This window comes from Thiomicrospira sp. ALE5 (assembly GCF_900112445.1).
Classification (GTDB): Bacteria; Pseudomonadota; Gammaproteobacteria; order Thiomicrospirales; family Thiomicrospiraceae; genus Thiomicrospira.
The window spans coordinates 256,421-280,595 of the sequence record NZ_FOYY01000004.1 but is presented as its reverse complement, the minus strand read 5'-3'; the positions used below and the strand labels follow the sequence as shown (position 1 = coordinate 280,595).

20 protein-coding genes are annotated in these 24,175 nt (G+C 49.2%); 10 read left to right on the top strand and 10 right to left on the bottom strand.

The window, feature by feature from the left end; translation table 11 throughout:
- Positions 1 to 14: 14 nt before the first annotated feature.
- Positions 15 to 884 carry a methylenetetrahydrofolate reductase [NAD(P)H] gene (metF, locus tag BM293_RS08185; RefSeq protein WP_093448302.1) on the bottom strand — a complete coding sequence of 290 codons (870 nt, stop codon included), beginning with the start codon at positions 882 to 884 and terminating at the stop codon, positions 15 to 17.
- Positions 885 to 1,069: 185 nt separating this feature from the next.
- The gene (gene metK / locus BM293_RS08180) at positions 1,070 to 2,227 is read right to left on the bottom strand and encodes a methionine adenosyltransferase (protein ID WP_093448300.1); all 1,158 of its coding nucleotides are present in this window, start codon (positions 2,225 to 2,227) and stop codon (positions 1,070 to 1,072) included.
- Positions 2,228 to 2,559: 332 nt separating this feature from the next.
- Between metK and BM293_RS08175 the strand changes: the two genes are divergently transcribed.
- Positions 2,560 to 4,560: a TIGR00341 family protein gene (locus BM293_RS08175; RefSeq protein ID WP_093448298.1), complete on the top strand. Its 2,001-nt coding sequence runs from the start codon at positions 2,560 to 2,562 to the stop codon at positions 4,558 to 4,560.
- A gap of 26 nt (positions 4,561 to 4,586) precedes the next feature.
- Positions 4,587 to 5,141, top strand: a complete 555-nt coding sequence (locus BM293_RS08170; protein WP_093448297.1) for a thioredoxin family protein — start codon at positions 4,587 to 4,589, stop codon at positions 5,139 to 5,141.
- Between the two features lie 18 nt (positions 5,142 to 5,159).
- Here BM293_RS08170 and BM293_RS08165 read toward each other — a convergent pair whose 3' ends face one another.
- Positions 5,160 to 6,275: a 5-(carboxyamino)imidazole ribonucleotide synthase gene (locus BM293_RS08165; protein ID WP_093448295.1), complete on the bottom strand. Its 1,116-nt coding sequence runs from the start codon at positions 6,273 to 6,275 to the stop codon at positions 5,160 to 5,162.
- A gap of 81 nt (positions 6,276 to 6,356) precedes the next feature.
- A complete protein-coding gene (gene purE, locus BM293_RS08160; protein WP_200770623.1) occupies positions 6,357 to 6,860 on the bottom strand; it encodes a 5-(carboxyamino)imidazole ribonucleotide mutase in 504 nt (167 codons plus the stop codon).
- 129 nt (positions 6,861 to 6,989) lie between these two features.
- On the opposite strand from purE, the gene BM293_RS08155 reads away from it, so the two are divergent.
- Positions 6,990 to 8,690: an L-lactate permease gene (locus BM293_RS08155; RefSeq protein WP_093448293.1), complete on the top strand. Its 1,701-nt coding sequence runs from the start codon at positions 6,990 to 6,992 to the stop codon at positions 8,688 to 8,690.
- A 2-nt stretch (positions 8,691 to 8,692) separates the two neighbouring features.
- Here the strand turns inward: BM293_RS08155 and BM293_RS08150 are convergent, their stop codons facing one another.
- The 6 genes from BM293_RS08150 to BM293_RS08125 all read right to left on the bottom strand — a co-directional run bounded on the left by BM293_RS08150 (position 8,693) and on the right by BM293_RS08125 (position 14,281).
- Positions 8,693 to 9,430 carry a type II secretion system protein gene (locus tag BM293_RS08150; protein ID WP_093448291.1) on the bottom strand — a complete coding sequence of 246 codons (738 nt, stop codon included), beginning with the start codon at positions 9,428 to 9,430 and terminating at the stop codon, positions 8,693 to 8,695.
- On the bottom strand, positions 9,393 to 10,331 hold the full coding sequence (locus BM293_RS08145) for a type II secretion system protein (RefSeq protein ID WP_234968947.1): 939 nt from the start codon (positions 10,329 to 10,331) through the stop codon (positions 9,393 to 9,395). The genes BM293_RS08150 and BM293_RS08145 overlap by 38 nt, the downstream gene beginning before the upstream one ends.
- Positions 10,316 to 11,179, bottom strand: a complete 864-nt coding sequence (locus tag BM293_RS08140; protein ID WP_093448289.1) for a hypothetical protein — start codon at positions 11,177 to 11,179, stop codon at positions 10,316 to 10,318. Before BM293_RS08140 ends, BM293_RS08145 begins: the two co-directional genes overlap by 16 nt.
- 80 nt (positions 11,180 to 11,259) lie before the next feature.
- Positions 11,260 to 12,627: a 3-deoxy-D-manno-octulosonic acid transferase gene (locus BM293_RS08135; RefSeq protein ID WP_093448288.1), complete on the bottom strand. Its 1,368-nt coding sequence runs from the start codon at positions 12,625 to 12,627 to the stop codon at positions 11,260 to 11,262.
- Complete coding sequence (locus tag BM293_RS08130) at positions 12,611 to 13,555, bottom strand: KpsF/GutQ family sugar-phosphate isomerase (protein WP_093448286.1); 945 nt, start codon at positions 13,553 to 13,555, stop codon at positions 12,611 to 12,613. The genes BM293_RS08135 and BM293_RS08130 overlap by 17 nt, the downstream gene beginning before the upstream one ends.
- Before the next feature lie 60 nt (positions 13,556 to 13,615).
- Positions 13,616 to 14,281, bottom strand: coding sequence for an acyloxyacyl hydrolase (locus BM293_RS08125; RefSeq protein ID WP_093448285.1), 666 nt, complete (start codon positions 14,279 to 14,281; stop codon positions 13,616 to 13,618).
- Positions 14,282 to 14,474: 193 nt separating this feature from the next.
- On the opposite strand from BM293_RS08125, the gene hldE reads away from it, so the two are divergent.
- The 7 genes from hldE to glgB all read left to right on the top strand — a co-directional run bounded on the left by hldE (position 14,475) and on the right by glgB (position 24,173).
- Positions 14,475 to 15,899, top strand: coding sequence for a bifunctional D-glycero-beta-D-manno-heptose-7-phosphate kinase/D-glycero-beta-D-manno-heptose 1-phosphate adenylyltransferase HldE (gene hldE, locus BM293_RS08120; protein WP_093448283.1), 1,425 nt, complete (start codon positions 14,475 to 14,477; stop codon positions 15,897 to 15,899).
- Positions 15,892 to 16,458, top strand: a complete 567-nt coding sequence (locus BM293_RS08115) for a D-sedoheptulose-7-phosphate isomerase (RefSeq protein ID WP_093448282.1) — start codon at positions 15,892 to 15,894, stop codon at positions 16,456 to 16,458. The genes hldE and BM293_RS08115 overlap by 8 nt, the downstream gene beginning before the upstream one ends.
- A gap of 28 nt (positions 16,459 to 16,486) precedes the next feature.
- Positions 16,487 to 17,506 carry a glucokinase gene (locus BM293_RS08110; RefSeq protein WP_093448280.1) on the top strand — a complete coding sequence of 340 codons (1,020 nt, stop codon included), beginning with the start codon at positions 16,487 to 16,489 and terminating at the stop codon, positions 17,504 to 17,506.
- Positions 17,507 to 17,538: 32 nt separating this feature from the next.
- Positions 17,539 to 18,804: a glucose-1-phosphate adenylyltransferase gene (glgC, locus tag BM293_RS08105; RefSeq protein WP_093448279.1), complete on the top strand. Its 1,266-nt coding sequence runs from the start codon at positions 17,539 to 17,541 to the stop codon at positions 18,802 to 18,804.
- Positions 18,805 to 18,837: 33 nt separating this feature from the next.
- Complete coding sequence (locus tag BM293_RS08100; protein WP_093448277.1) at positions 18,838 to 20,562, top strand: glycoside hydrolase family 57 protein; 1,725 nt, start codon at positions 18,838 to 18,840, stop codon at positions 20,560 to 20,562.
- A gap of 63 nt (positions 20,563 to 20,625) precedes the next feature.
- Complete coding sequence (gene malQ, locus BM293_RS08095) at positions 20,626 to 21,957, top strand: 4-alpha-glucanotransferase (protein WP_093448275.1); 1,332 nt, start codon at positions 20,626 to 20,628, stop codon at positions 21,955 to 21,957.
- A gap of 14 nt (positions 21,958 to 21,971) precedes the next feature.
- Positions 21,972 to 24,173 carry a 1,4-alpha-glucan branching protein GlgB gene (gene glgB / locus BM293_RS08090; protein ID WP_093448274.1) on the top strand — a complete coding sequence of 734 codons (2,202 nt, stop codon included), beginning with the start codon at positions 21,972 to 21,974 and terminating at the stop codon, positions 24,171 to 24,173.
- Positions 24,174 to 24,175 lie beyond the last annotated feature (2 nt).

Below are 24,175 nucleotides of genomic sequence, written 5' to 3'. Positions count from 1 at the left end.
ATTAGATTGCAGACTTACAGCTGCATGTTGTCGTTGCGCCAGTTGAGATCGCGCACTATATCGAGTGTTGGCTGGGTTTTATTCATGCTGTAGAAATGCAGGCCGGGCGCGCCGTTATCGAGCAAGCGCTGACAAAGGCGGGTAACATAGTCCTGACCAAAGGCACGCAAACCGGCCGTGTCTTCATCAAAGCTTTCTAAACGACATTTCAACCAACGCGGCACTTCGGCGCCACACATGGCGGAAAATCGAATCAACTGCTCGTAATTGGTAATCGGCATAATGCCCGGCACAATCGGCAGATCAATGCCCGCTTTTTCGCACGAATCAATAAAGTAGAAATAGCTGTCGGCATTAAAGAAATACTGGGTAATCGCGGCATCGGCACCTTGATCGACCTTGTGTTTAAAGTGTTTGATGCCTTGGTCGCAATTGCGCGCTTGCGGATGGGTTTCCGGGTAGGCAGCGACTTCGAGTATGAACTGATCACCGGTTTCTTGGCGAATAAAGGCAACCAAATCAGCCGCGTATTTAAACTCGCCCGGGTCCATCATGCCGGAGGGCATATCACCGCGCAGCGCAACAATGCGTTTAATGCCGAGGTCTTGATAGGTTTTTAATAACGCACGAATACTGTCCTTGGTCGCGCCAATGCAGGTTAAATGTGGCACGGCGTCAAAGCGGGTGTTTTGCTGAATGTGGGTGACGGTTTCAAGGGTTTTTTCTTGGGTGGTGCCACCTGCACCGTAAGTGACGGAGATATACTCAGGGTTGAGCACACTTAACTCATCAATCACTTGGTTAAGCTTGTCACTGCCTTCTGCCGTGCGTGGCGGAAAACATTCTAGGCTAAAGCCTTGTGGGTATTGTTGTTGTGATTTCATGACTTACGTCCTGTTTTGTATGTTGCACGCCAAGTGCTCTCGGTTTATCTTTTATTTGCACACAAGGTTCTGCACCCGTCGCGTTTCACCTCTACACCAGCGACGCCTCTTTTGCGCAGCAAAATCGAAGGAGTCGGTGTAGTGGGTGAACGCGTACATCAGCCGATGACTAAACCCTTGTCAATTTATAAACCTGCGTCGGCGCGTAGGGCGTCGGCTTTATCGGTTTTTTCCCAGGTGAACTCAGGCAGTTCACGACCAAAGTGACCGTACGCGGCGGTTTTTTGGTAAATCGGGCGATAAAGATCCAGCATCGCAATCAAGCCTTTTGGGCGCAGGTCAAAGTGTTGACGCACCAACTGCTCGATTTTTTCGACCGCCATTTTTTCGGTGCCGAAGGTGTCGATGCTAATCGACGTCGGTTCGGCGACACCAATCGCATAAGACACTTGGATTTCGCACTTGTCCGCCAGGCCTGCTGCGACAATATTTTTCGCTACATAACGTCCGGCATAAGCGGCAGAACGATCCACTTTAGACGGGTCTTTGCCGGAGAAGGCACCGCCACCGTGACGCGCCATACCCCCATAGGTGTCCACAATGATTTTACGCCCGGTTAAGCCGGCATCACCCACTGGGCCGCCAATCACAAAACGCCCGGTCGGGTTGATGTGATATTGGGTTTTAGTGTGCAACCATTCGGCGGGCAGTGTCGGCTTGATGATTAACTCCATCACGGCTTCACGCAATGCCGCGTTTTCAATATCGGGGCCGTGCTGGGTGGACAAAACCACCGCATCAATTGCTACCGGTTGGCCGTTTTCATAACGCAGAGTCACTTGGCTTTTCGCATCTGGGCGCAACCAAGGCAATTCGCCGGATTTACGCACTTGCGCTTGGCGCTCCATCAAACGATGGGCATAGTAAATCGGTGCCGGCATCAACACTTCGGTTTCATTCGAGGCATAACCAAACATCAGGCCTTGGTCACCGGCACCTTGTTCGTGGTCGTCATACTCATCGACGCCCATCGCAATTTCAGCCGACTGTTTACCAATTGCGGTTAACACCGCACAGGTGTCGCCGTCAAAACCCAGGTCGGCGCTGTCATAGCCAATATCCTTGACGACTTTGCGCACCAATTCTTCTTGGTCAACCCAAGCGCTGGTGGTGATTTCGCCACCGATTAACACCATGCCGGTTTTCACAAAGGTTTCGCAGGCGACGCGCGCACGCGGGTCTTGCTGCATAATCGCATCCAGCATGGCGTCGGAAATTTGGTCGGCAATTTTATCAGGATGGCCTTCAGAAACAGATTCAGATGTAAAAACAGTGGTAGTCATGTGCAACCTCGCAATTCAAAAAATCAAAAGTGAGGTACGGAAAGAGGCGGGAAAACTCCTCGCTTTAGCCGTACTTAGTAACGCGCCCGCAAGCTGATTATCAAATCGGCGCAAAGGACGTATTATCGCAGAAAAACCGAGTCTGTCAAACTGGTGCTAATGTGTGGTTAGGCGTCACCTAAGTCCCAGCACACAAGGTAAAAGCTTAAGATCAGTGGGTTAAGATGACAGGTCGGTTACAGAAAACTCACATTAGTTGCATAAAGACTATAATGAGCGCATTTGTATCTGGCTGGTTAGCAGATGGATTGAAGACTTAACGGAGCGCATGGATGATTTCGGACCAACAAATTGATCAAGTGGTGAGTGAGAGTATTGCGAGGGCGATGACGCGCCCAAAAGATTGGGTGCTCATTGATGCGGCCTGTGCGCAAACTGAGCGCGAGGAATTAGCAGGCCTGCTCGTTGCGCAGGGGCTTGAAGTGGCGTTTTTTGACTTGGACTTTAGTGCGGATGAGTCGATCGTGAGTTTGGAAAGTCTGCCAGAAGCGCGTCGCTATTGGTTGTATTTGAGTGATGTGCAAATTGCACAATTATTACCTAGGTTGGCGCTGTCCAGTCAGGATGATCAGCAACAGACACCGCTGGCCTTGTTGCCTAATGAGCGAAATAAACATGCGCAGCGCTATTTTGGTGTCACCAAACGCTTGGCCGAAGCGATTGTTGATGGCGTCGAGACGGATCAGGCGGTGATGGGCGATTTGCTCTATTGCAATGATGAACTCGTGCTGTCGGGTGTGGCCTTAGGCGATATGGTTCATGCACGACAAACATCGCTTAAAACTGGCTTAGCAGCATGGCAGCAGGCCTGGTTGGATTGGCGTGAGACTTATCAAGAAATTAAAACCTCTACACCGAGCTTATTTAAATTGGTTACTGCCAAAAAACAGCAGCTGCAAACGGCCGCCTTGGGTATTCTAGTGGTGCCGCATTCGAGTTCGGATGCGTTAACGCGCAGTTTGGAAGAAAACTTCAATTTTAACGATGGTCGTTTAAATGCGGTTGTTTTTGCACCAGGTTCCTTGATGGGCTACGGCTGGCATTGGTTTAAGTCGCATGTACTTGGCCAAAAACAGTTGAGCTTATTAGCCGATACCTTTGGTTTAGTCCAAACCCACGAATTAACTATTAGTACGGCGAAGCCGGTCGATTATGTGATTGATGATCAAACTCGACAGGCGGCACAGATTCGGTTTGATGTGCATCCACAAGAGTTGCTAATGATTCCAGGTCGGTTGATTCGTGATGATGATATGACCTCAAAAGCCACTAAAGAAGTATTTCGTGTCCAAGGTTTAGCTCATGATGATGACGCAAAGCTCAAAGCCAATAAACCCTTACCCTTGTTTGACCAAGCGCATGAAGAAGATTACAAACATGTATTTGTAGAGTTGCGTCAAAGTGCGCTTACCACCTCGCCTTATGTTACGCTGATGATCTTATCAACATTATTGGCGACCTTTGGTTTAATGGCCAATTCGACCTCGGTGGTGATTGGCGCGATGATATTAGCGCCACTGATGGCCCCAATTGTGTCCTTGGCTATGGGATTGGCGCGCGGAGAATCGAGTTTAACGATGACCTCATCAAAAACCTTGTTAATTGGGTTAGTGTTGGGCCTGTTAAGTGCGATGGTCGCCACCTGGATTGTTGGGATTCATCATATCACTCCTGAGATTGCCGGTCGCTTGAATCCCACCCTGTTAGATTTAGGGGTGGCAGTGGTGTCGGGGATTGCCGGTGCCTATGCCTATGCTAAATCTGAAGTGGCAAAAACCTTGGCTGGCGTGGCGATTGCAGTAGCATTGGTACCGCCATTGGCGGTGACCGGTATTGGTTTGGGTTGGATGGATTGGTCAGTAATTTATGGCTCTTTTTTATTGTTCATTACCAACTTGTTTGGTATTGCGGCGGCCGCAGCGATAACTTTCTGGGTAATGGGTTACACCAACTTCGCCCGTGCGCGCAAAGGCTTTAGTGTTTCGATGGTGATAGTCGGTCTGATTACGATTCCGCTGGCGTTTTCATTTTGGCAAATGGGCCAGCAAAGTCGTTTAATCAACAATATTCAAGGCGTGGAGTTAATGGTTGAATCGGTGCCGGTGAAGCTGGAGCGCGTCAGTGTAAAATGGGGGCGCGAGCCATTGGTGCAAGTTCATGTCGTGAGTAATCAATTTTTGCCCGATGCGGGCTATGATGCATTAGTTGAGCAACTTGAAGCTATAACAGGTGTGTCGGCACAATATCGCTTTAGTCCAGAGCTGGTGCGTTAGTAAATAATCTTAAAGGAGAGAATCAGATGGTGAGTTTAACTACCCCGGTATGTGATTTTGGGCAGGCGGCAATTGATTTTGCCTTGCCCGGTGTGGATGATCAGATTTGGACGCTCGACAAAGCCAAAGGTGAGAAGGGCTTGCTGGTGATGTTTATCTGCAACCATTGCCCCTATGTGAAAGCGATTCAAGACCGCTTGGTGCGCGACTGTGCCGAGTTAAAGGCGATGGGCATGAATGCAATTGCGATTATGTCGAACGACCCGAACGAGTATGAAGAAGATTCGTTTGAGAATATGCAGGCCGTGGCGGAAAAGTGGCAATTTCCTTTTCCCTATGTGCTCGATGAAACTCAGGCGGTTGCTAAGGCGTATGGCGCGGTTTGTACGCCGGACTTTTTCGGTTATAACGCGGATTTGCAACTGCAATATCGTGGGCGTTTGGATGCATCGCGCAAGCAGGCAGCGGATGCCAATGTGCGCCGAGATTTATTTGAAGCCATGAAGCAAGTCGCCCAAACCGGCCAAGGCCCGCTCGAACAAATTCCGTCTATGGGTTGCTCAATTAAGTGGAAAGGCTAACAATTTGGTAAGCCGAGTTTAGTTCAACCAGGCCTGGAGTTGCTCAAGGGTCTGGTTAAGCGCGTCTTGACTGTCTGCTAATGCATTAATATGGCCGAGTTTGCGACCCGGGCGCTCGGCCTTGTCATACAAGTGGACATAAACATTCGGCAGTTTGAGCGCAGACGCAATATCACGGTGTTCGCCGATAATATTTACCATCGCCGCAAAGGCTTGGCGCGGTGCGGTCGCGCCGAGTGGCAGGCCGGTAATGGCACGAACATGATTTTCAAACTGGGACGTTTGCGCACCTTCCATTGTCCAATGACCTGAATTATGCACCCTCGGTGCCATTTCATTCGCCACTAGGCCTGTTTCGGTTTCAAATAACTCCAGCGTCAAGACACCAATATGATCCATCTTATCCAGTAGAGCTTGCATATAGCCTTCGGCTTGCGCTTGAATCTGCGGCGCAATGGCTTGTGCGGGCGCTAGGGTCAAACGCAAAATGCCGTCGCGGTGCTGGTTTTCCACCAGTGGATAATAAACATGCTCGTTATGGGCGTTGCGCACCGCAATAATCGACAGCTCGCGTTTGAAATGGACAAAGCCTTCCAAGATCGCCGGGCGTTCACCAATCGACAACCAGGCCTGGTGGATCTGTTCAGGCTGTTTAATGACAAACTGGCCTTTGCCGTCATAGCCTTCGGTGGTGGTTTTGAGCACCGCAGGCAAACCAATAGCGGTCACGGCCGTTTCCAGTTCAGCGAGGCTATTGACCAGTGCATAGGGTGCGCAGGGGATAGCCAGCTGATTAAACAATGCTTTTTCGCGGCCACGATCTTGGGCGTAATAGAGTGAGGTGGCGCTGGGATAGACTTGCGTGGTTTGGCTAATCTGTTTGACCAGTTCGACCGAGGTGTTTTCACTTTCAAAGGTGATGACATCGGCGAACTTAACTAGCTTGTCGAGATTCGCGGTGTCATCGGTGCTATGGGCATCAGGGGTGTGCATTTGTCCGAGCATGGCGGCGGGCTCGTCATGGTTTAGGCCGTAGAAACCAAATTTATGCCCCAAGGGATAACCTGCCATGGCGAGCATGCGGCCGAGTTGACCTGCGCCTAACACGCCAATGCGACGACTAAATGGAGTCATGGTCAGAATTCCTATGCGAATACGAAAGCGTTAGTTTACCCGAAAGCCTGCATGATATTGAACTGGATTGCGTTGGCTTGTTTAGCCTAACTGCGGATCGGGGTTGGCGAGCACATCGTCAGTTTGCGCTTGTCGCCAAGCACGTACCGCATCGCGCACTGCCGGGTTGTGATTGCCGACAATTTGCGCCGCCAAAATACCGGCGTTTTTGGCACCGGCATCACCAATCGCTAAGGTGCCGACCGGAATACCGCCCGGCATTTGCACGATGGAGAGCAGTGAGTCCTGACCGTTTAGCGCACGTGATTTAACCGGTACGCCCAACACCGGAATCAGGGTTTTGGCCGCCACCATGCCGGGCAGATGGGCCGCACCGCCCGCACCAGCGATAATCACCTGTAAGCCGCGCGCTTCAGCTGTTTGCGCGTATTCAAACATCAAATCCGGAGTGCGGTGTGCGGACACCACTTTGACTTCGTGCGGCACGTTAAATTGTGTCAGCATATCGACGGCATGTTGCATGGTCGGCCAATCACTTTTTGACCCCATAATCACCCCAACAACCGGCTGTTCAGAAACTGGCATGGCTTTGCCCTCACAGATTTGAAAAAACCGTGAATTATACCCTGCTCAATCTTGCTGTCAAGTAAAGATAAGTCGCTGATTTTTGATACAATTTAGGTTTGTCACCCTAATTCATTTGAGAAGCCTATCATGACCCTTTTTCAAGGTTTAACCGCGGCCATGCCGATTCTAGCCGTGTTGCTTTTTTTGGTGATATTGCGCATGCCCGCCAGTCGTGCAATGGGCTTGAGCATGGTGTTGGTGGCGGGTTTGGCCTGGTGGGTATGGCAGGTGCCGGGGATTCAAATTGCCGCGTCGATTTTAGAAGGCTGGGTGATTTCAGCGTCGATTTTAATTATCGTGTTTGGCGCGATTGTGTTGTTAAACACCCTTAAAGTCAGTGGCGCGGTGGAGGTGATTCGCAGCGGCTTCACCCAAATTTCGCCTGATCGCCGGGTGCAAACGGTGATTGTCGGGTGGTTGTTTGTTGCCTTTTTGGAGGGTGCGAGTGGTTTTGGCACCCCGGCGGCGATTGTCGCGCCGCTATTATTGGCGTTGGGTTTTCCGGCCATGGCGGCGGTGGTGTTGGCGTTGATTGCCGACAGCGCGGCGGTGTCTTATGGCGCAGTCGGTACGCCGGTGATTGTCGGTATCGGGCAGGGGTTGGCCGATCCGACCTATGATGAAATTATGCAAATCGCGGTGACCGCCAGCACGATTGATTTATTTGTCGCCAGTTTTTTGCCCTTGATTATGGTGCTGATTCTAACCCGATTTTTTGGCGAAAATAAAAGCTGGCGCGAAGGTTTGGGTGCGTGGAAGTTTGCCTTGTTGGGCGGGTTTTCTTTTACCATTCCGGCCTTATTGGTGGCAAAAACTTTAGGGCCGGAGTTTCCGGCGATTCTAGGCGGGTTAGCAGGCCTGGTGATTACGGTTACCGCGGCAAAAAAAGGTTTTTTAACCCCGAAAGACGTATGGCTGTTTAAAACCGATCGGTCGGAATTTTCCGCCAATGCGCTGCATGAGCAAGCACCCGACTTGGTGAAAATTCAGGGCTGCGAAAAATCACCTGCGTTATCCTGTCTCGCGGTTGAACCTAAAAAACATTCTCAACATCATGGACTGTCGCTGTACCAGGCCTGGTTGCCTTATGTATTGGTTGCGTTGGTGTTGGTATTAAGTCGGTTGGACTTTCTGCCGTTTAAAGGCTGGCTCAATAGTGTGAGTTTGGAGTTTAACGCGATTTTGGCCACCGAAATTTCGGCCAAATTGGTGCCGTTTTATTTGCCCGGCGCGCTGTTTATTTTAGTGGCCTTGGTCACTTTGGCTCTGCATAAAGTCCCGCTTAAACAAGCAGGCCTGGCGTGGGGGCGCTCGGCAAAAGTGATGTTGCCGACCATTATTGCCCTGGGGGCGTCGGTGCCGATGGTGCGGATTTTCTTAAACTCCGGCATAAATGAAGCGGAATTGCTGTCGATGCCGATGGAACTGGCGAGTTTAGCCGCCAGCACCTTCGATAGCAGTTGGCCGCTTGCCGCGCCGTTTGTCGGTGCGCTGGGCAGTTTTATTGCCGGTTCAGCAACCTTTTCCAATATGATGTTTGCCCAATTTCAAGAATCCACGGCGCTCGCCACCGGCTTGCCCACCCACTGGATTTTAGCGCTACAAATGCTCGGCGCGAATGCTGGGAATATGATTTGTGTGGTGAATGTGGTCGCCGCCGCCTCGGTAGTCAATCTGGTTGGCAAAGAAGGGCAAATTATCCGCTACACCCTGATGCCGATGTTGTTCTATGTGATCAGTGTTGGGAGTATCGTATGGCTAGGCTTGTGGTTTGGGTTAATCAGTTAGATTTAATGTGTTAAATGCCCCGTTGCTTGCAGTAGGTGCATGGCATGTAAGCTGTGCCAACTAATCAGATGTTGTGCGGGTAGGTGGATTTGGTTTTGCTTAATTAAGCAGGCCTGACGTGCTGGCCAGTGAGTGAAGTCGCATAACTGGGCAGTAGGGTGGCCCAGCCAGATTAATTGTCCCTGTGCGATCAGCTCGCCATTTTGATGTATTTGATAGCTTTGTTCGTTCGCTAAAGCTTGCGCCGGAGTATGGCGGTTAAAGCAATGGTGTTGGGGCTGATCATAGCAGGGCTGGTGATTCCAAAAACTGGCTGAGCTGGCGGGATTGTGCAGTTCATGATATTGACGCGTGCTGGCTGGCACGGCATACCAGATTTTTTGATGACTGCTCAAGCCGAGCGCTTGAGTCGGTAGGTAGCCGAGTTGCAGTTGGCAGCGCCCATCATTTTCGCGGGCTTCAGCCGCGTTTGGCGTTAGGCTAGGGCAGGGCAAATGCCCTTGCTGGCGCAGATAAAATAATAGATGGTCTTGCGCTAAATTAAGTGCGCGTTCTTGCTGCAAGTGTTGATGCTGGGTTTGTAGTTGATGCACCATCGGCCACAAGCTCAGCATCAATAATCCGATGATAGCCAGTACAACCATCATTTCAACTAGGCTGATGCCTTGTTGCTTAGCAGGCCTGCTCATTTTGCTGATGCGGTTATTGCGGCGTTGTTTGATGCCAATCAAGCTGGTCATACAATAGATCCTTAATACGATGAATATTCAGCCAGCGTAGCTGGTCGTCAAAGGTGGCGCTGATGGGGTCGAGTTGAAAGTAAGCATTGTGGTTGCAGTTCTGTTGCTCGCGTGGGTTGCGTGCAGCGCAGTTCTGCCAAGCTGTCTGTCCATTGCTGCCAAAACTGACTAATACTGCGACAACCTGATTGCCCGCGTGCTGGCTGCGAGGGGTGTTAGACCGACATTCATTGGGGTTATCTGTACAGACACGTAAGCTGCCAAGAAGTGCGGTGCTGGTGCCAAGGGGTGGTGTAAGCCGATTAAAGTAGGGTGGTTCATCGCGTGCTTGGCTAGTAGCTTGGCACCAGGCCTGGTCATTGTGTTCCTCTGGGTTATAGTGTTGTGGTTGCGTATGGTCACATTGCGCGGCGGTGCAAAACATCGCACCGGTCGGGTTTTGATAAAAGGTGTTGTTGATGGCACCTTGCTTGGCAAACACACTCGCACTCGCGCAGGCTAAGCGATGGTTGTTGGCAGCTGTGTCACTGTTGGCACGTTGATGAACGGCATAATAAATAGGCTGACCAAAACCATCATTCGCTGTCGTTAGCATCAAGGTTAAAAAGGGCAGGCGGCCATGCCTTCCTAAACAACGTCCGGTTGCATGGCGATTTTCTAAGCCATCGCCGGTGGTGTCGGGGCAGGGTAGGTGCGCATTGCGTAGTAAATAAAATTCTAATGCGCTGAGCGATTGATCTAATCGCTTTGCGGACTCTGACAGCTGGTGTTGATAGTGTTGTTGCATGCTAAATTGCCAGCCGAATTTAACCAAAATCCCCGCTAAGGCCAGTGCTAAGACCAGATCAATCAAGCTCAACCCTTGTTGCTTTTTTCGCTTAAACTTTAATTGCCGGGACATAGCAGTGCGCGCCAGTCACTGCCGGTGGGGTTGGCAGGGAGTTGATTAGGACAATCGGCTGTTGGTTGTTGTGGATTACTGCAGGCATTAAACCAGTGGGGTTGGTCAGCAGGCAGGGCGCAAAATGTGTTGGCAAGCGGCGCGATGTGCTTGTGCATTCGTTGCTGCCAATCAGCAAGTGTTAAGGCCTGTTGTAGCGGAAAGCGTTGATTAAAGGTTTGGCGTTCAGGATGCTGTGGCGCTTGTTTAAGTGCATGACGCCAAGTGTCGTTTTCGAACAGCTGATCGTTTGGAATAATGAACACGAGCGCGACACTAGCTTGTCCTTGCCAGTCGCGCAGTGCCGCTTCACCTGGCTGAGTAGGGTTGAGCGGCGCATAACGTTGAATCGGTGGGTTATGGTAATCGGCATTTTGAATGACATAACGACTATCGATAGCAAAACCTATGGTCATCGGTGCTGCATGATAAGGCGTTAAATTAAAGCTACGCGTGGCAATTTGTTGTGGCAACAGACCGATTGCAATGGCTTGGCCTTGGCCGCAGGGCGCATTGCTTTGACCATTATGATTGGTATCAGGGCAGGGAAAATAACCCGGACTGGGAATGCGGTCCGCATCATAAAAACGGCCACTGGTATTGGTTGCATAGAGTTGTGGGGTCTGTTGACTGAACTGCCAAAGCTGTTGTGCGACCCAATCAAGGTATTGACGTTGTTGATTATGCCCCTGCCATGCTCGCTCAGCTGCGGTCGGTTTTAAGCTAAGCAGTAACAGCAGGCTGACTAAGATGAGCCAAAATAGCATCAGGCTGATTATTAAGCCCTGTTGCTTGTAGGTTACAGGCATGAGGTGATTACTCGCAAAATAATAAGATATTTTACGTATATTTTTATATTTGTAAAGGTCTGGTCAATTAGCCTAAAGGGTTAGTTCAAGTAATGGCGAATCTGTTCATAATGGCGGGCTAAGGAACCCGTTTGATTGTGCAGGGCATGGAGAGCTTGCTGCCCCCAATAGGCTTGCTGTGCGGGTGAATCGGCGAGTTGAATCAGCGTCTGGGCGAGCTCGGTGGGCGATGGGCAAACTTGTAAGCCCTTATCGGCAATAAAACTGTCATAGAGCGAGGTCAGGTTTTGATAATAGGGGCCAGACAGCACCGGTTTGGCGAGGGCGGCCGGTTCTAAAATATTATGGCCACCAAAATTAACCATACTGCCTCCAATAAACGCGGCGTTGGACGCTGCAAACCACAGCAGCAGTTCGCCCATCGTATCGGCTAAATAGACCTGGCAATCTAGGATGCTACTGGAAGCTTGACTGCGCTGTTGCCAGCGGATGTTTGGGTGCTGCTGGCTATAACGGCTTAGCAGGCCTGCTACCTCGTTGAATCGATCAGCATGACGTGGAACCAAAATAAGTAGCGCATCGGGATGCTGTTGTAGCAGTTGCTGATGTGCGGCAAGCATCAGTTGTTCTTCATCATGATGGGTGCTGGCCGCTACCCAAATAAAACGTTCAGGTTGGGCGAGTTGTGCGCGCCAATCGCTGGCCTGTTGTTGAATCTGCTCAGGTAGGTTGATATCAAATTTTAAATTACCCAGCGTCTTAACGCGTTCCGGCGGCGCTCCTAGGGCAATAAATCGGGTACGATCTGCTTCAAATTGCGCCGCAATGAGTTGCGGGTGGGCTAGGGCCTGCTGCATCAAGGGTTTGGCCCAGCGTTGATAAGCCGTAAATGAACCGGCTTTTAGCCGCGCATTAATGAGCATCAGTGGAATCTGTCGTTGCGAGCAGGCCTGGTACAGATTAGGCCAAATCTCGGTTTCTACCATCAACACGAGTTTGGGTTGCAGTCGCTTCAGAAATCGCTTGACCGCAAAGGGATAATCATAGGGAATCATCTGGTGGTAAATCGGCACAGGGCTAAACTCAAGGGCTTGCAGCGCGCCTTGGGTTGAGCCACTGGTCAGCGTAATAGGTAGCGTTGGATGCTGCTGATGCAGATGCTCTAACAGCGGAAAAATCGAGCGGGTTTCCCCCACTGAGACGGCATGAATCCAGATTCCTCCAGTGGGGATAGCGGTAGGCGTGTGACCAAAGCGCGCTCGCCAGCAGGTGCTTGAACTGAGTTTGGCGCTTAGAGTGGGGTTGCGCACTTTACGGCAGCGCCGCCAAGCCGCTACCGCAACAAGTGGTAAAACGAGGAAGAGCAATGCACGATAGACTGTTAATGCAATACGGTCTAACCAGGCCTGCTGACTAACCGGCTTGGGCTGTTTAGCGGTTGAGGTCATAAATTTGAATCACGCCAACCAATTTATTTTCCTCGGTGACCAGTAGGGAGGCAATTTTAGCTTGGTTCATTAGCTCTTCTGCTTGCGAAAGTTTGGCATTGGCATCAATCGTTTTGGGGTTGGGTGTCATAATATCGCCGGCTTGCTTGGTCATCAGTGCCGCCGCATCTTGTTCAAGGTGGCGTCTTAAATCACCATCAGTAATAATGCCTTCGGCATCACCCACAATACACAAACCCAAGCGACCATCACTAATGCTGTGAATAACGTCTTTCATATTGGCATCGGCTGACACAATCGGCAGGGGGCCGCTACGCATTTCATGTTTAACCTTGGTGAGCAGCTTACGCCCTAAACTGCCGCCTGGATGGAAGCGCGCAAAGTCATGGGGTTTAAAGTTGCGTGCTTGCATCAACGCGATGGCCAAGGCATCGCCCATAACCAGTGTGGCTGTGGTCGATGAAGTGGGGGCAAGCTGCAGTGGGCAGGCTTCTTTAGGCACGGCAATATTGAGGTGATGGTTGGCGTTTTTGGCTAGGGTCGAATCGGGGCGGCCGGTCATTGCAATAATCACATTGCCGTTGTCTTTTAAGAAGGGGAGTAGCCGAATCACTTCTTCGGTTTCGCCGGAATTAGAGAGCGCAATAAATACGTCTTCAGGCGACACCATGCCTAGATCGCCATGAAAAGCTTCGCCAGGATGCATGAAGAAACAAGGGGTGCCGGTGCTGGCTAGCGTGGCCATGATTTTTTTGCCAATCAAACCCGATTTGCCCATGCCACAAATGACCACGCGGCCAGTGGAATGCAAAATCGCATCAACGCTCAGCTCAAATTGTTCATCCAGTAATAAGATCAGGTTTTCAATGGCTTGTGCTTCAATTTCAAAAACCTGTTTGGCTATAGTGAGATGGTTAGGGTGTGACATAAATTTTGCCCTGGCTCCGTTTTGACAACTTGATTAGGTGTATCGTTGATTAAGTGTTATTTAATAATTATACCCAATAGTAAGGTTGTAAAACTCGATGCCGTTGTTCTGTTCATAAATATTGTGATTTGAGTGATGCTGTATGCCTATTTGCCACTCCCAGTTTTTACGTTCTGAAAAATAGCCACCAATGGCAAATTGTTCAGAAAATGTAAAATGCCCTCCAAAATCACGGATCGAACCATCTTTGTTTTCCAGCTTGGTGGGAGCCAAAATACTTACGCCAGCACGCACATCAATAAAATCTAGGACATATAAAAAAGTTGGCCATTCAAATCTCGCGCCAGGCGCAATACCGAACACATTGCCTTTATTGGTCATATTGATATCTTCTTGCGTAAACTGCCAAGCAGAGTAGCTAATATCTAAAAAAGGTGTAATGGTGGTTTGACCAAATAGCGGTTTTGTTTCCGTTAAATCATAACGAAGGTTGGCTTCAAATTGGATGGCGTCATGTTCACCATGCGCCCCAACGGTAAAACGAAACGAGTCAGCACCAAACGGATTGGTATAAGCAATAGCAGCGATGGTTGCATAGGTAGCGCCCCGCCATAGTGCTCCACCAATTTCGTCGGCTTTTGCAGCTTGGGGCGCCATAAGCGCCGTAGCGATGATTGAAGAGGCGATAAGGGTGCGCTTAGCTGCGGCTATGGGTTGTAATATCATAAAAAATACCTAGTTATGTCAGTGCAATAATGTGACTATTATAGTGATATCTCTATCATTTTCATTGCATTATTTAGTCTGTATGCCATCGAATCCTGCTAGAATCCATTTATATATAGTTCAATAGTCCCTAATCTCCTTTGCCGTGAGGTGATGATTAGGTGGGTGTTTAAATACAAAAACTTGAAGAGTTATGACTGAAAATTTTTCCCAAGCCAAGGTGTTAGTCGTTGGCGATGTAATGTTAGATCAATATTGGACCGGTAAAGCTGGCCGTATTTCCCCCGAAGCCCCCGTTCCCGTGGTTAAAGTATCTAAAGATGAATATCGTGCTGGCGGGGCCGCCAATGTGGCGTTGAATATCGCCACCCTGGGGGCCCAAGTCCACCTGCTCGGTATTATTGGCCGGGATCGTTCGGGTGAACAGTTACAGCAGGTCTTAGCTAAGCATGAAGTGCATGCCGACTGGGTTTATTGTGACAGTGGCACCATCTGTAAGTTACGTGTGTTAAGCCATCACCAGCAATTGATTCGAATGGATTTTGAACAAACTGTCCCTGGCGCATCGGCGCAGGCGCTAGCCGAGCTGGTCGCGGATAAACTCGCAGGCTTTGATTTATTGGTCATTTCTGATTATGCCAAGGGCGCGTTAGTCGAGGTGGCTCAGATGATTGCGGCAGCGCGTCTGCTCAATATTCCGGTACTGGTGGATCCTAAAGGCTTGAATTTTGAACGCTACCGAGGGGCCACGCTGATTAAGCCTAACCAAAGTGAGTTTGAATTAATTGTTGGCGCTTGCCCTGATGATCAAACACTAATTGATAAAGCGCAGGCGTTAGTAAAGCAACTCGATTTACAAGCCCTACTCGTTACCCGTTCTGAACATGGTATGGCGCTGATTAGTGAACAGGCTAAACCCTATTTATTGTCTTCGGAAGCGCAAGAGGTCTTTGATGTGACCGGTGCCGGTGATACGGTCATGGCGACACTCGCCACGGCGATGGCTGCAGGCCTAAGCTGGTCAAAAGCAGTCTATTTAGCCAATGCGGCAGCGAGTGTGGTGGTGCGTAAAGTCGGCACGTCAACCGTCAGTCGGGCCGAATTAGATGACTATTTACAGCTCCGCCATCGTCATCAGGGCTATGTATCCCCCTCTGAAGCCGATTTGATTGCGCTGATTCAAGCTGCGCAGGCACAGGGCGAGCGGGTGGTCATTACCAATGGTTGTTTTGATATTCTGCATTCTGGGCATGTACGTTATTTAAATGAGGCCGCTAAGTTGGGTGATCGTTTGATTGTGGCGGTGAACAGTGATGCGTCGGTTGCGCGTCTAAAAGGTCTGTCTCGTCCTGTGGTTCCACTGGCTAGTCGCATGGAATTGCTAGCGGCGTTGAGTTGTGTCGATTGGGTGGTGCCGTTTGAAGAAGATACGCCTGAGCGCTTGATTTGTGCGTTGCAACCCGATGTGTTGGTGAAAGGGGGTGATTATCGTCCTGAACAGATTGCGGGGGCAAAATGTGTGTGGGCGCGCGGTGGGCAGGTTGAAGTCTTGTCTTTTTGGGATGGGTTTTCAACTACAGATATTGTGACGCGCATTAAAGGAGCTGAGCATGGTTGATTTTGTACGTGTGCAACAAGCTCATCAGCAAGCGGTTGACTCAGTATTTGCGCAACAAGAAACAATTCGTGCTATCACGACAGCGATGCTAGCCGCGTTGCAAACAGGCCATAAGGTGTTGTGGTGTGGCAATGGCGGTAGTGCGGCGGAGGCGCAGCATATGTCGGCAGAATTAATGGTGCGCTATGTACTAAACCGTCGTCCATTAGCTTCGATTGCCTTAACCACAGACACGTCGTTATTGACGGCGCATAGCAATGATTTTGAATTTGAATCCATTTTTGCTAGACAAATTGAAGCGCTGGGACAGAGTGGTGATCTGCTAATGGCGATGTCTACGTCCGGGCACAGTGCCAATATTCTGCAGGCGGTGCAACAAGCAAAACAGCAAGGTCTCACTACGGTGGCCTTAACAGGGCAAGCGCCTAATCCGTTGGCCGAGATGGCTGATTGGGTTATTTGTATTAACTCGGCGACCACCGCGCGTATTCAGGAGGCACACACCCTAGTAAATCATCTGATTTGTGAAGGATTGGACGCGCATTTTAAGCCGAATTAAAATTGACCAATACTAAAGGTGGTCTGGGATGAAGCAACAGGTATTAGTCGCTGATATTGGTGGAACAAACTGCCGTTTTCAAATTTGGCAATATGATGTTAATGCTGCTTTGCCAGCGGAGCAGGCCTGGTCATGTTTATTTAAGCAGCGATACGCTAGCGTTAATTATGCTCGCTTTGATCAACTCCTTGAACAGGTCGAATCTGCTTCTGATATCACATGTTTTGATGCGATTGTGATCGGTGTAGCAGGGCCAGTCCAAAATCAACAGGTTCAATTCACCAACCTTCACTGGTCGTTATCTCAAGCCCAGTTGCAAGCGCGCTATCCTAAAGCACTCGTCGCACTATTAAATGACTTTACTATCGCTGCCTATGCGCTTGATGGTTTAACCAAAGAGCAATATCGACCCCTTTATCAACCTGAAAAGCTGATCGCTTCTGGCAATAAACAGCGCTTACTGGTTGGAGCGGGTACAGGGTTAGGTGTCGCCCTGTTAGATGATTGTGGAGCGAATCTATCTGTTGTTGCTACAGAAGCTGGGCATGTTGATTTTGCGCCCCTCAACGATTTTGACGCACAGTTGCAGGCCTGGTTAATGCAGTCGTGGGATCATGTCTCATTTGAGCGGTTGGTATCGGGCGATGGTCTGGTGGCTATCTATCAGTTTTTGACACAGCAAGCGTGTTTTGATCCGACGCATGGGCCAACAGCTGCCACCGTGGCCGAGTTAGCTGCATCAGACGATAAAATGGCTATTCAGGCTATTCGGTTATTTTGGAGCTATTATGGCCAATTTATTGGTAATATGATCTTGTGTTGGCCGGCTTTTGGCGGGGTGTTTATCGCTGGAGGGATAGCGCCAAAACTGTTAAGCTGGATTGAAAGTTCCGCATTTTTTACGCGTTTATATCAGAAGGGTCGGATGCGAGGTATAGTTGCAAGCTGTCCACTGAATCTCATCTTAACGGATGATTTAGGTTTGTTGGGTGCACGCAATTATGCCAGCTATCAAATCCAGCAGGCCTTGAAGCAACCTACAACATAATGATTACAATGGCGACATCGCACGAGGGTACTATGAAAAACTATACAGAAACAAAAAGCAGTAATGATTTAACTCGCAAAACACTGGCCCTTGTTTTAGCCGGTGGCGAAGGCAGCCGCTTAAAAAATCTGACTGAATGGCGCGCCAAACCGGCCGTGCCTTTTGGGGGTAAGTATCGAATTATCGATTTTGTGTTGTCAAACTGTGTCAACTCAGGCATTCGCAAAATTGGCGTGTTGACGCAATATAAGTCGCACTCGCTGATTCGTCATGTGCAACGTGCTTGGAGTTTTATGCGGTATGAAGAGGGCGAATTTGTTGAACTTTTGCCGGCTCAGCAACGTATTGATAAAGAGTGGTACAAGGGCACGGCGGATGCTTTGTATCAAAACCTAGATATCGTGCGTCGTCATACCCCTGAATATGTGATGGTGTTAGGTGGCGATCATATTTATTCGATGGACTACTCCAAAATGCTCTACACCCATGCCCAGTCTGGTGCCGATGTGACGATTGGTTGTATTGAAGTGCCGCGCATGGAAGCCACTGGCTTTGGTGTGATGTCGGTTAATGATCAGTTTAAGATCACCAAATTTACTGAAAAACCAGCGGATCCTGAAGCTATGCCCGGAAAACCCGATAAAGCGCTGGCCTCAATGGGTATTTATATCTTCTCAACCGAGTTTTTATTCCAAAAGCTTATTGAAGATCATGACAACCCAGATTCTTCTAATGATTTTGGAAAGGATATTATCCCATCGATCATTAGTGAGTTTAATGTGCAGGCCTATCCCTTTGTGGATGACAAAGATCAGCCTGCTTATTGGCGTGATGTCGGAACCTTGGAGTCCTATTGGCAGGCGAGCTTAGATTTATGTTCAATAACGCCTGAGTTAAACCTATACAATCGTGATTGGCCGATTTGGACGTATCAAGCGCAAATGCCACCAGCAAAATTTGCGTTCGATGATGAAGGGCGTAGAGGACAAGCAATTGACTCAATGATTTCGGCTGGCTGTATTTTGTCTGGCGCCAAGGTGAAACGCTCGGTGATTTCAAGTGGCTGTTTTCTACATAGCTACACCATGGTTAAAGACTCGGTGTTACTGCCGCGTGTTGAAGTGGGGCGTAATTGCCGTATTCAAAATGCCATTATCGATAAAGGTTGCCATATTCCTGAAGGTACCGTGATTGGTGAAGATCCCGTTGAGGACGCAAAACGTTTTTATGTCGATGAAAAAGGGTTGGTGTTAGTGACACCAAAGATGTTAGGACAAACACTGCACTTCACCCGATAACTGGGTGAGGGTAGGATTAAAGGGGAATGTAAGGTGAGTGATTCGCCGAAAGTAAAAGTCGTGCTATGTTGGCACATGCATCAACCGCATTATCGTGATGGTCTTGATGGGCAATATCGTTTGCCTTGGGTTTATCTACATGCCATTAAAGATTACACCGATATGGCTGCATTACTTGAGCAAAACCCAGCTGCGCGGGTCGTGGTTAATTTTGCACCAGTATTGCTTGAGCAGTTAGATGATTATGCCGAGCAGCTTAAACAATGGCGGCAGGGTCAGCACCTTATGCAGGATAATTTGCTCAATTTATTGGCTGGTGCTAAACCTATCCCTTCGAGCGTTGATGCGCGTATTGAGTTAGTGCGAGCCTGTCGGCGAGCTTATGCGCCGACTATGATTGCGGCCCTCCCAGCGTTTGAACGATTACTGCATTTACTAGACGGATTGGATGAAACCTCGCCGCTCTATCGTGAAAAAATGGCTTATCTAAACGATGGTTATTTTCGTGATCTATTAGTTTGGTATCATCTGGCGTGGATGGGCGCCAGCCTGCGCACTCGTGATGAGCGCATTAAGCTGCTAATCGATAAAGAACGTGGTTACGATTCACACGACCAGGCCTGCTTGATCGCAGTTATTGAAGAAGCTATCACGGATATTATCCCGCGCTATAAAGCTTTATGGCAGTCGGGTCAGATTGAGTTGTCGATGACGCCTTATGGACACCCTATAGTTCCCTTGTTAATTGATTTTAAAAGTCTTGAGGATGCGATGCCGGATGCGGCGAAGCCGCAAGCCAGTCATTACCCTGACGGCTATACGCGAGCGCGATGGCATCTTGAGCATGGTGTTAAGGTGTTTGAGTCGCATTTTGGGCATCAGCCTAAGGGAGTATGGTTATCTGAGGGTGCGGTCAGCGAAGCAGCGGTCGGATTATTAGATGAAATGAATTTTGCTTGGACGGCATCAGGTGAGGGCGTTTGGCGTCATTCTTGTGAACGTTCGCAAATTGATCCGCATGACTTAGCCTGCAAAAAAGCGCTTTATCAGCCCATGCAGCAGGGATCAAAAAACTGCAAACTGTTTTTTAGGGATGATGGATTATCAGATTTTATTGGCTTTCAATATAAAGATTGGCAGCCGTCGGATGCGGCACAAGACTTCGCTCAGCATATGGCGAATATTGCCAATTTTTTAGGAGACGATGCGAGTGAGCATGTGGTTAGTGTGATCTTGGATGGTGAAAATGCTTGGGAGTATTATCCTAACAACGCGCAGGCATTCTTGACACAACTCTATGCTGAATTGGTTAATCACCCACAAGTTGAATTGACGACCTTTGCTGATGCGCTAGAGACCGGTGCTAAATCACGACATCTGCCCATTTTGAAAGCGGGCAGCTGGGTGTATGGCTCGTTTTCAACCTGGATGGGTGATCCGGATAAAAACCGGGGTTGGGATTTGCTCGTTCATGCCAAACAAGCCTTTGATCAGCAAGTTAGTGCCGGTGTGCTAGATGCCGCAGCTTTGCAAGCGGCAACCCAGCAGCTCGCGATTTGTGAAGGCTCCGATTGGTTTTGGTGGTTTGGCGACTACAATCCATCTGATAGTGTCAGTGACTTTGATCAATTGTATCGACGTCACTTAACCCGTTTGTATCAATTATTGAAATTGACGCCACCTGCTGAACTGGATATCCCTTTATCGAAAGGTGGCGGTAATGCCGAAAATGCCGGTACTATGCGACGTAATATTTAATAGCGCGATTAAAAAGCGCACGCAGCTGCGTGAAATTGGCTCAAGCCTAAAGTGAGGCCGTAAATGACATCAAACGCAGGACTGTTACTTCATCCCACTTCACTGCCCAGTGGTGTGCTGGATACGGATGTAGAGCAATTATTAGATTGGATGGTGCAAGCGGGTTTAACTGTCTGGCAAATGTTGCCTCTTACTCCGCCGCATGGCGATTTATCGCCCTATCAAAGCTTATCTGCCTTTGCATTGAATCCGGCTTTGTTGCCGCAGAATTGGGCGGATGATTTTAATGAACTCGCCTTTGCTGCTTACCTTGAGTCGGCGCCTAGTTGGCTGGATGATTTCGCCCTGTTTTGTGTGTTAAAAGCGCAACATCAGCAGGCCTGCTGGTCGGATTGGCCAGATCCTTTTAAGTACCGAGATGCATCGGCACTTGAAGAATTTGCACAGCAGCAGCATCAAGCAATCATTAGTATTAAACGCGAGCAGTTTGCTTTGCAGCAGCGTTGGCAAGCGATTAAAGACTATGCACAGTCTAGGAATATTCAGTTGTTTGGTGATATGCCGATATTTGTAGCCTATGACAGCGCGGATGTATGGGCGAATCCGCAGGCGTTTTTGCTCGATGAGCAGTTGCAGCCGACTTATGTAACTGGGGTGCCTCCGGATTATTTTTCGGAAACCGGTCAACGCTGGGGTAATCCGCACTACAACTGGCCAGCCATGCAACAAAATGGCTTTAAGTGGTGGTTAGATCGAATAGGTGAAAGTTTTAAGCTGTTTGATCTGGTGCGCATTGATCATTTTCGTGGTTTGGAGGCAAGCTGGTATATTCCGGCGAGTGAGTCTACGGCGATCAATGGAGAGTGGCGCCAGGTTCCAGGGCAGGCGCTGTTAACTCAGGTTGCTCAGGCTTATCCAGAAGGTTTATTAGTGGCTGAGGATTTAGGGATTATCACGCCAGAAGTCGTGGCGCTAAAAGAGGCTTTTAATTTGCCCGGTATGGCGGTACTGCAGTTTGGCTTTAGTGGACTGCCTGATAATCCTCACTCGCCATCAAGCCTAATCGCCAAATCGGTTGTTTATACCGGCACTCACGATAATGATACCAGTTTGGGCTGGTTTAATAGTTTGGCTCCTGACACCCAACACTGGGTATTGAGTCAGTTGCCCGAAGCGGGAGAGATGCCATGGCCATTAATTGCTGGAGCCATTGCATCACCGGCTGAGCGGGTGATTGTGCCGATGCAGGATTTTTTGGGCTTAAACAGTGATGCCCGCATGAATACACCCGGTACAACTGAGCATAATTGGCGATGGCGTTTTGATTGGGCCGATTTGCCTGCTGATTTAGCCAGCCGAATTCGTGGTTTGGTGGCGGCGCAGGGTCGAATTTAGATAAGGATAGGAATGTGACAGAATTAAATCCCGCGATACAAGCAGGCCTGGTTAAGTTGCACGAAGGGCGGTTACACGATCCCTTCGAATTACTCGGTTGGCACCCTTTAAATGAAATGGGTGACAGCTGGCAGCTGCGGATCTGGTTGCCTACCGCACTAGAGGTTCGGATAGGTCAGCAGTTGTGTGAACCTTTGGGCGGTCAGCATAGTGGCTTGTTCGGGTTAACCTATTCAAAGCAGCAGTATCAGCAGCAACTTAAACAAACAGCGCATCCGGTTGTTGAATGGCAAGAAGCCGATGGACGCACGCATCAGGCCGTTTTGCCCTATACCTTTGCACCACTTCTAGGTGAGTTGGATTTGCATTTATTTGCGCAGGGGCAGCATTGGCAAATTTATGATCATCTCGGTGCGCATCTAACGGAGGTCGATGGCATTCAGGGCGTGCGCTTTGCGGTGTGGGCGCCCGCGGCTGAGCGAGTGTCTGTGGTCGGCGATTTTAACGGTTGGCATGGTTTGCGCCACCCGATGCGCTGTCGTGGTTCGAGTGGTTTGTGGGAGTTATTTATCCCAGGCCTGGTAGCTCAAGACTGCTACAAGTATGAAATTCGCAATGCTCAAACCGGTGCGGTGTTTACTAAAACCGATCCCTATGCACGGGCGATGGAGTTACGTCCGGCTACTGCATCCCTGGTTTATCAGAGTGATTATCAGTGGCAGGACCAGGCCTGGCTAACTGAGCGTCAGCAAGATCAATGGGCGGCGAAGCCGATGAGTATTTATGAAGTGCATTTGGGGTCTTGGCAGCAGGATGAGCAGGGACAGTTTTTAAATTATCGAGAGCTTGCCCACCGCTTAGTGCCCTATGTGCAGTGGTTAGGGTTTAGTCATATCGAACTCTTGCCGATTACTGAACATCCTTTTGATGGCTCCTGGGGCTATCAAACATCAGGTTATTATGCGCCTACTAGTCGTTTTGGTAGCCCGGACGATTTCCGTTATTTTGTGGATTATTGTCATCAACATAACATCGGTGTCTATTTAGATTGGGTGCCGGCGCATTTTCCAAAAGACGGTTTTGCTTTGGCGCGCTTTGATGGTACGGCACTCTATGAACATGAAGACCCGCGTTTAGGTGAGCACCGCGACTGGGGTACTTATATTTTTAACTACAGTCGCAATGAAGTGCGTAATTTTCTGATAGCTAACGCGCTTTATTGGTTGGATGAGTTTCATTTAGATGGCTTACGGGTCGATGCCGTTGCGTCGATGTTGTATTTGGATTACTCGCGTAATGAAGGCGAGTGGATTCCTAATGAACATGGCGGCCGAGAGAATTTAGCGGCGATTGCTTTTATGCAACAACTAAATGCCGAAGTCCATGCTCAGCATCCCGGTGCCGTGGTGATGGCAGAAGAATCAACGTCTTGGCCGATGGTATCTCGTCCCACCTGGATGGGTGGTTTAGGCTTTTCGATGAAATGGAATATGGGCTGGATGAACGATACCCTCGATTATTTTGCCAAGGATCCTATTTATCGTCCTTATCACCATAATCAACTGACCTTTAGTCAAGTCTATGCCTATACTGAAAATTTTATTTTGCCCATTTCACATGATGAAGTCGTGCATTTAAAAGGTTCCTTGTTAACCAAAATGCCTGGCGACAGCTGGCAAAAGTTCGCGAATTTACGATTATTGTTAGGTTATCAGTGGTTGCAGCCGGGTAAAAAACTCTTATTTATGGGCTGTGAGTTCGCGCCTTGGGACGAGTGGACGGAAACCACCAGCTTACCCTGGCATTTGGAGCATCAACCCGCGCACCGGGGTGTGCAGCTGTTACTTAAGTCCTTGAATGAACTCTACCAACAGAGTAGCGCGTTGCATCAGCGAGATTTTGAGCAACAAGGCTTCGCCTGGCTTGACTGCCATGATTACCAACAATCGGTGATCAGTTTTGAGCGTCATAGTGACCAGGGGTCGCTGGTAGTTATTTTTAATTTTACCCCAGTGGTGCGTGAGCACTATCGTATTGGTTTGGCGCATCATGGCATTTATCGTGAAATTCTTAATTCGGATTCAAGTTTATTTGGTGGCAGTAATCAGGGTAATTTAGGTCAAGTGGTCAGTGAAGCTCAGCCTTGGATGGATCGTCCTGCTTCGGCTGAAATTGTGTTACCGCCTTTAGGGTTTATCGTCTTACAACAGGAATAGTG

What these genes read in the sequence shown, in the direction of transcription:
- metF (WP_093448302.1), bottom strand. Translation starts at nt 884, where the DNA reads ATGAAATCACAACAACAATACCCACAAGGCTTTAGCCTAGAATGTTTT.
- metK (WP_093448300.1), bottom strand. Translation starts at nt 2,227, where the DNA reads ATGACTACCACTGTTTTTACATCTGAATCTGTTTCTGAAGGCCATCCT.
- BM293_RS08175 (WP_093448298.1), top strand. Translation starts at nt 2,560, where the DNA reads ATGATTTCGGACCAACAAATTGATCAAGTGGTGAGTGAGAGTATTGCG.
- BM293_RS08170 (WP_093448297.1), top strand. Translation starts at nt 4,587, where the DNA reads ATGGTGAGTTTAACTACCCCGGTATGTGATTTTGGGCAGGCGGCAATT.
- BM293_RS08165 (WP_093448295.1), bottom strand. Translation starts at nt 6,275, where the DNA reads ATGACTCCATTTAGTCGTCGCATTGGCGTGTTAGGCGCAGGTCAACTC.
- purE (WP_200770623.1), bottom strand. Translation starts at nt 6,860, where the DNA reads ATGCCAGTTTCTGAACAGCCGGTTGTTGGGGTGATTATGGGGTCAAAA.
- BM293_RS08155 (WP_093448293.1), top strand. Translation starts at nt 6,990, where the DNA reads ATGACCCTTTTTCAAGGTTTAACCGCGGCCATGCCGATTCTAGCCGTG.
- BM293_RS08150 (WP_093448291.1), bottom strand. Translation starts at nt 9,430, where the DNA reads ATGACCAGCTTGATTGGCATCAAACAACGCCGCAATAACCGCATCAGC.
- BM293_RS08145 (WP_234968947.1), bottom strand. Translation starts at nt 10,331, where the DNA reads ATGTCCCGGCAATTAAAGTTTAAGCGAAAAAAGCAACAAGGGTTGAGC.
- BM293_RS08140 (WP_093448289.1), bottom strand. Translation starts at nt 11,179, where the DNA reads ATGCCTGTAACCTACAAGCAACAGGGCTTAATAATCAGCCTGATGCTA.
- BM293_RS08135 (WP_093448288.1), bottom strand. Translation starts at nt 12,627, where the DNA reads ATGACCTCAACCGCTAAACAGCCCAAGCCGGTTAGTCAGCAGGCCTGG.
- BM293_RS08130 (WP_093448286.1), bottom strand. Translation starts at nt 13,555, where the DNA reads ATGTCACACCCTAACCATCTCACTATAGCCAAACAGGTTTTTGAAATT.
- BM293_RS08125 (WP_093448285.1), bottom strand. Translation starts at nt 14,281, where the DNA reads ATGATATTACAACCCATAGCCGCAGCTAAGCGCACCCTTATCGCCTCT.
- hldE (WP_093448283.1), top strand. Translation starts at nt 14,475, where the DNA reads ATGACTGAAAATTTTTCCCAAGCCAAGGTGTTAGTCGTTGGCGATGTA.
- BM293_RS08115 (WP_093448282.1), top strand. Translation starts at nt 15,892, where the DNA reads ATGGTTGATTTTGTACGTGTGCAACAAGCTCATCAGCAAGCGGTTGAC.
- BM293_RS08110 (WP_093448280.1), top strand. Translation starts at nt 16,487, where the DNA reads ATGAAGCAACAGGTATTAGTCGCTGATATTGGTGGAACAAACTGCCGT.
- glgC (WP_093448279.1), top strand. Translation starts at nt 17,539, where the DNA reads ATGAAAAACTATACAGAAACAAAAAGCAGTAATGATTTAACTCGCAAA.
- malQ (WP_093448275.1), top strand. Translation starts at nt 20,626, where the DNA reads ATGACATCAAACGCAGGACTGTTACTTCATCCCACTTCACTGCCCAGT.